The 6,132-nt window shown below is 36.2% G+C and carries 8 protein-coding genes; 7 read left to right on the plus strand and 1 reads right to left on the minus strand.

Annotated elements, in window-relative coordinates:
* Positions 1-1,304: 1,304 nt before the first annotated feature.
* The 3 genes from LEP1GSC195_RS03960 to LEP1GSC195_RS03970 all read left to right on the plus strand — a co-directional run bounded on the left by LEP1GSC195_RS03960 (position 1,305) and on the right by LEP1GSC195_RS03970 (position 2,992).
* Positions 1,305-1,517, plus strand: a complete 213-nt coding sequence (locus tag LEP1GSC195_RS03960; protein ID WP_040506342.1) for an AbrB/MazE/SpoVT family DNA-binding domain-containing protein — start codon at positions 1,305-1,307, stop codon at positions 1,515-1,517.
* Entirely contained in the window at positions 1,517-1,915 is a 399-nt protein-coding gene (locus LEP1GSC195_RS03965; protein WP_015680207.1) for a type II toxin-antitoxin system death-on-curing family toxin, read from the plus strand. Before LEP1GSC195_RS03960 ends, LEP1GSC195_RS03965 begins: the two co-directional genes overlap by 1 nt.
* A 192-nt stretch (positions 1,916-2,107) precedes the next feature.
* Positions 2,108-2,992, plus strand: coding sequence for a hypothetical protein (locus LEP1GSC195_RS03970; protein WP_015680209.1), 885 nt, complete (start codon positions 2,108-2,110; stop codon positions 2,990-2,992).
* Positions 2,993-3,208: 216 nt separating this feature from the next.
* Here the strand turns inward: LEP1GSC195_RS03970 and LEP1GSC195_RS03975 are convergent, their stop codons facing one another.
* On the minus strand, positions 3,209-4,027 hold the full coding sequence (locus LEP1GSC195_RS03975; protein ID WP_015680204.1) for a hypothetical protein: 819 nt from the start codon (positions 4,025-4,027) through the stop codon (positions 3,209-3,211).
* Between the two features lie 419 nt (positions 4,028-4,446).
* Between LEP1GSC195_RS03975 and LEP1GSC195_RS03980 the strand changes: the two genes are divergently transcribed.
* The 4 genes from LEP1GSC195_RS03980 to vapC all read left to right on the plus strand — a co-directional run bounded on the left by LEP1GSC195_RS03980 (position 4,447) and on the right by vapC (position 5,953).
* Positions 4,447-4,728 carry a type II toxin-antitoxin system RelE/ParE family toxin gene (locus tag LEP1GSC195_RS03980; RefSeq protein WP_039927719.1) on the plus strand — a complete coding sequence of 94 codons (282 nt, stop codon included), beginning with the start codon at positions 4,447-4,449 and terminating at the stop codon, positions 4,726-4,728.
* An 11-nt stretch (positions 4,729-4,739) separates the two neighbouring features.
* Entirely contained in the window at positions 4,740-5,045 is a 306-nt protein-coding gene (locus LEP1GSC195_RS03985; protein WP_015680206.1) for a HigA family addiction module antitoxin, read from the plus strand.
* Positions 5,046-5,321: 276 nt separating this feature from the next.
* A complete protein-coding gene (vapB, locus tag LEP1GSC195_RS03990; protein WP_015680208.1) occupies positions 5,322-5,552 on the plus strand; it encodes a type II toxin-antitoxin system antitoxin VapB in 231 nt (76 codons plus the stop codon).
* On the plus strand, positions 5,549-5,953 hold the full coding sequence (vapC, locus tag LEP1GSC195_RS03995) for a type II toxin-antitoxin system tRNA(fMet)-specific endonuclease VapC (protein ID WP_015680205.1): 405 nt from the start codon (positions 5,549-5,551) through the stop codon (positions 5,951-5,953). The genes vapB and vapC overlap by 4 nt, the downstream gene beginning before the upstream one ends.
* Positions 5,954-6,132 lie beyond the last annotated feature (179 nt).

Genomic DNA, 6,132 nt, shown 5'->3' on the forward strand with positions numbered 1-6,132 from the left:
GAAGAAACTTTCTTTCTCAGCGCGGACGATAATCTAGCAACTGCAGCTAAAAAAGATGGTTTAAATATCGGAAGATATAATTGGAAGTAAATGCGAACCTTCGTATAACAGCAACTAACCGCTTCACTTCGGGACTTGCGCCCTCGTTCGGTCTCCGACACATAGGCTTTTGTCACTCCTCTTGCTTACGCAAGCGTCGCGCCAATCCCTAACGTCCCCTTCGGGGACTCAGGGTCAGCCTACGTCGGTTAGTCTAGTTCGTTAATTGCAATTGGTTAAATCTCTTGAAAAAAAATCAGCGCGCAAATTTTCTTAAAGATTCAAAAAGATACAAATAACTTTTCTCTGAATTATAGCTTGCTCTGGCTTGAACGTTTTGTACGAGATTCAGGTGATTTAAAGAAAAAATATGAGTGAAGAGATTTACTTCGCTCATATTCATATTATTTTTTTTCACGGTTCCCATGCTTCATGAATGATCGGCGCGCTTTAAAGAAAAAGAAATAAGAACGAAAATTTGCGCGCTTGGGATAAGCCACTTCGTATTTCTAACAAATTCAATAGATAACCAACTGCAATTAACATCGCCTTACCGCTCGCTCAGGTCCTTATCCACTTCGCCTCAGATTTCTGTGGAAATCTGGATCTCGTGGGGCCTTCGCTCGGCCTAAAGGCACATTTCGTGTTACGCTAACGCCTCCTACTGAGGCTCAGCTACACGAAACGTCGGTAAGCCTCTATCGTTAATTGCAATTAGTTGCTTAAATGAAGAAAACGCGCAAATTTTTTTAAGAGGCTGTTGTCGATTTAAGCTTTGGAAGAGAACAATTAGAGCGTTTCTCTCCATGAAAGTGAAGTTTATTCTTTAACGCTTTAGAAATTAAGAGAAAATTTGCGCTAGATTAATTACTCTTTCGACCAAACTCTTTTTATATACTAACTAACTGCAATTAACAGCGGCTTACCGCTCGCTCGGGCACTTTTCCACTTCGCCTCAGATTTCTGAGAAAATCTGGATCTCGTGGGGCCCTCGCTCGGCCTAAAGGCACATTCCGTGTTGCGCTAACGCCTCTTACAGAGGCTCAGCTACACGAAACGTCGGTAAGCCTAGTTCGTTATACGACATAGCCTAAAAATTAATCTTTAACATGAAAATTAGCAAAAAAGACAGATAAAAGATCAATAACTGCGAAAGAGACCAAAATTCAAGTTAGAATTTTCTTTAACATTTCGAATAAAAAATACTGAAATTTCTGATTGAAATTGATTACACAATGTTACAACATTGTTACTACAGGATAAACATGTTAAAAAAATTAGTACAACACGGGAACAGCTCCGCCTTAGTTATTGAGAAACCGATTCTTGAACTTTTAAAAATTGATCAAAATTCGACTCTCGAAGTTACTACTGATGGCAAATCTTTGATTATAAAACCCATAGAAAAGAGTATTACCAAATCTATTGAAAAGATTAATAAAGCTCACGGCAAGACACTCAAAAAACTTGCGCAGTAATGCTGGATGAAACTATATTCCTCTCTATTGAGGATGTAATTCTTATCCACAAAAATCAAATCGAACTCTATGGCGGAGCAACTGGCATTCGCGATCACGGACTTCTTGAATCAGCCATTAACCAACCAATGACTACTTTTGATGGTATCAGCTTACATCCTTCTCTATTCGATAGAGCTGCTGCATATTTATATTACTTATGCAAAAATCATCCTTTTTTGGATGGAAATAAACGAGTAGCATTGGCTTCTTCATTAGTCTTTCTCGATATTAACGGATACGAAATACTTGATTCAAATGAGATATTGTATGACTTCGTAATCGGAGTCGCCGAAGGACAATACAAGTTAAAAGAGATTAAGAAAATATTAGAATCTTTAGCTAAACTTAATATCTAACAATAGGCTACGTCGTATAACAGCGGCTTACTGCTTCGCTTCGGGACTTGCGCCCTCGCTCGGGCTACGCCAAATTGTCCTCCTGTCACTCGCTTGCAAACGCAAGCTACGTGCCAGTCCCTAACGTCCCGTACGGGACTCAGGGTCGGACAACTTCAGTAAGCCTAGTTCGTTATACGCAATTCTGAAAAAATGAAATACTATTTTTTAAACATAAATCTAAATAGCAAATCTCAAGTCGATCTTTGGATAGCCGAGAAAAACATTGCACCAATTTTTTATGGAAAATCTACTATAGATTCAATTCGAAAAAATAATAAAGAAATCCATAATTTACATCCACAGGCATATAGAGATGCTAAATTGTTTGTAGATACTTTTGATAAAAGTATTAACGAAGAATCAATTATAATCTCTATAGGAGAAAAAGACGTTTATTTGTATAAACCTATATCGGAAGTAATAGAAGGTTTTGAAATAAATGAACTAGAATATAAGAATGAAAATATCAAATATATCAGAATTGAAATATTAAAGAAAATAAAAATAAAAGAATGTCCGCTTGTTTTAGTTTCAATAAAATCAAACAGATATATTTCGTCAGGTACATTCAGAGACTTAAATAATGAAAAATACTACGGAAATCTTAGCGCTATTAAATATTGCATTTCTCGATCAAACCAAACTATAATAAATTTTGATCGAAAGTTACAATGTCTTTCAAGTTTAGAATTTGAAACATTAATTGCAAAAATTCTAGAAGAAATTGGATTTTTCGTACCTGCATATAAAGGTGGATTCATTAAAAATTTTGATTTATTTTGCAAAAATCTAAGCAAAAAAGATTTAATTTTTCATTCTAAAACAATTAAAGAAAACGATTCATTATCTGTTCAAATAAAATTAAAAATTGAAAGAAAACATTTCGACAATAAGTCAGATTTTTACTTCTGCATTTGGTCGACTATTAAAGATCCTATAGTTTTAACATCAAATGAAATTGAAAGAATATTAAACAAACTACCTGATTCTACTATTTGGCTTAAAAATACATTATACTGGATAAATTGGTTATAAATTCAGAACTGCGTATAACAACGGCTTCTCGCGGCGCTTCGAGATTGCTTCGCAACTCTCGCTTGGCCTCCGGCACATTTGCTTTGTCACTCGGCTTGTGATCGTTCGCTAATGCTCACTCAAGCCTTCGTTCCAATCCTTCCGCGCGTTTAGCGCGCTCCAGGACCGCAAACGTCGAGAAGCCTATTTCGTTATTTGCAATGTGGCAAAATTATTTTATAAAGACTTACCCTGAAGATTTTCAGTCCATCTTTCATCAAGGGCTCTTAGAAGATTACTATCGAGACCTTTTAAGAAACGACCTCTCTTATATTCACTATGTTTAAGAAAATCTGATAATAAATATTCTCTAAACGGAATTAAAGGTCTATTAATCCTTTTAGCCTCCTCGAACAACCTACTTCTATTGATTTCACCAGTTTTTCTCTTTTTATTCGCAGCTGAAATTAAATCAGATGGAGCTAAATCTTCCAATCTTGAAGCTTCAGCCCAAAGTAAATCTAGTAAAATTAAGCATCTTCGACGCATACCGTCATGATATAACAGCCATGATTGTATTTCTGAACGAATACTCAAATGAACTTTACTAACTGGAAAGTGATCATTATGAAAATTCTCCAAGAGTTTTTTTAACGGCAAACTATGCCGTAACAACTCAGACCCAAATAATGGATATATATCTTGAATGTTCAGTTGCCCTTGTAGAATTTTCAAACATACACCACTAAAATAAGGAAAGAAAGCCTTTGCAGAATCCAATGCCCATATTGTTGGCGAGTTATCATCCGATCTTGATGAGATATTTTTTAACTTTACAATTTCATCTTTCGGTAATATCTGGTAATACTCATCCGGGCTTCTTCCTATAAATACTAATACACCAAGATCTAATTTAATAGTTAGAAATTGTCTACGATACTCTTCAATTAATACTATTTGATTATGTCGATGCTGAATAAAGAGAATAAAAACTTGGGCAAACCCAATAAACACTAAAGCAACTGTTCCAAAATTTGTATATGTATCACATTCCATATCTGTCTCTTTTCTAATAAAAATAGAAAATGAAAAGTAAATAAAAAGAAATTTCGATAAATGCTCGAATCCTTACGAAATGCCACACTGCAAATAACAGCAACTAACCGCTTCGCTTCGGGACGAGCCCTCGCTTGGGCTGCGCCACATAGGCTTCTGGCACTCCCCTTGCATCCGCAAGTCTCGTGGCCAGTCCCTAACGTCCCGTTCGGGACTCAGGGCCAGCCTACGTCGGTTAGTCTAGTTCGTTATACGACATGCTTGGAAATATAAACTTTTAAATTTCAAATCTGTTTGATACAGACAAGGTAAGAAATGCAGAAAAGTCTTCATTTGAGGTCATTTCCTTTAATCAAAATATCTCTCAATTACCACTAATAGCGCTTGACACTAGTATCCTAATACACCAGCATTGACTTGTGATAAAATCCTTCAGAGATAAAGAAACTGAAGCTATTTGGAATGGTGCTTTATCTAAAAAATTTCCAAAGGATATTCAAAGAACCGCTAGAAGGAAAATGATCCATATCGATAGTGCTAAAAATCTAGACGATTTAAAGACACCACCCGGAAATAGACTGCACCAGCTTACTGACGACCGATCTGGGCAACATTCAATAAGTATTAATATGAAATATAGAATCTGTTTTAACTGGAATAATGGCTCTGTCGAAAACGTTGAAATTGTAGATTATCATTAAGGAGATTCTGTATGAATAAAGAACTTATGAACATTCATCCTGGGGAAATTCTCTTAGAAGACTTTCTTAAACCTATGGAATTATCTGCTTATAAACTGGCACAAAGTACCCTTATCGATCAAAAAAGAATTAGTGAAATTATTCATAGAAAAAGAGCAATCACTGCAGATACGGCTTTACGATTCTCTAAATTCTTCGGAAATTCTCCTGAGTTCTGGCTCTCTATTCAAGCTCATTATGATTTAGAAATAAAACAGTATGAATTGAAAAATGAGTTAAGAGCAATAAAAAAATATAAAGAACTTAAAGCCAGTTAAACCCAAGCACGTCGTATAACAGCATCTAACCGCTTCGCTTCGGGACTTCGCCCTCGCTCGGTCTGCGACACATAGGCTTCTGGCACTCCCCTTGCATTCGCAAGTGTCGTGACCAGTCCCTAACGTCCCGTTCCGGGACTCAGGGCCAGCCTACGTCGGTTAGCCTAGTTCGTTATACGAAAGTCAGCAAATGTATACCTCGGAACATAGGTAGCCTAGGGAAAATATTCATTTTTATGAATTGACAAATAAAAATATATATACTTAATTATATATATGAATCGTGCAAAATTATTCAAAAACGGTGATAGTCAAGCGGTAAGACTCCCAAAAGAATTTAGATTCAAGGGAAAAGAAGTCTACATCAGAAAAGATGGAAATTGTGTTATCATATCTCCAATCGATGATGCTGTTGATAGATTATGGAAATCACTCAATGATTTTTCAGATGATTTTCAAATTGAAAGAAATCAGCCGGACTCTTTTGATAAGAGAAATTCGATATGAATCAGTATTTGTTAGATACAAATACTTGCATCTATATCATTAATAAAAAACCTGAAAATGTTTATCAAAAATTTAAAAAAGTTAGCTTAGATAACATTTTCATTTCAACCATTACTGAATTCGAATTAAAATATGGTGTTCAAAAAAGTCAAAAATCTGATCAAAACCAAAAAACTCTTAATGAATTTCTTGGTTATCTAAATATGATTCCTTTCGACTCTGAAGCTGCTTCGATAGCTGGATCTATTAGAACAAGACTAGAAAAGAAAGGAGAAATTATAGGTCCCTATGACTTACTCATCGCTTCTCAAGCTATCGCCAATGACATTATAATTGTTACGAACAATGAAAAAGAATTTAAGAGAATTAAAGAACTTAAAATAGAAAACTGGATTAGTTAATATGCTGACCGTCGTATAACAGCAACTAACCGCTTCGCTTCGGGACTTCGCCCTCGCTTGGGCTGCGCCACATAGGCTTCTGGCACTCCCCTTGCCGGCGCAAGTGTCGTGGCCAGTCCCTAACGTCCCGTTCGGGACTCAGGGCCAGCCTACGTCGGTTAGTCTAGTTCGTTAATTGC

It is taken from the genome of Leptospira wolbachii serovar Codice str. CDC (assembly GCF_000332515.2).
In the GTDB taxonomy this organism is placed as follows: domain Bacteria; phylum Spirochaetota; class Leptospiria; order Leptospirales; family Leptospiraceae; genus Leptospira_A; species Leptospira_A wolbachii.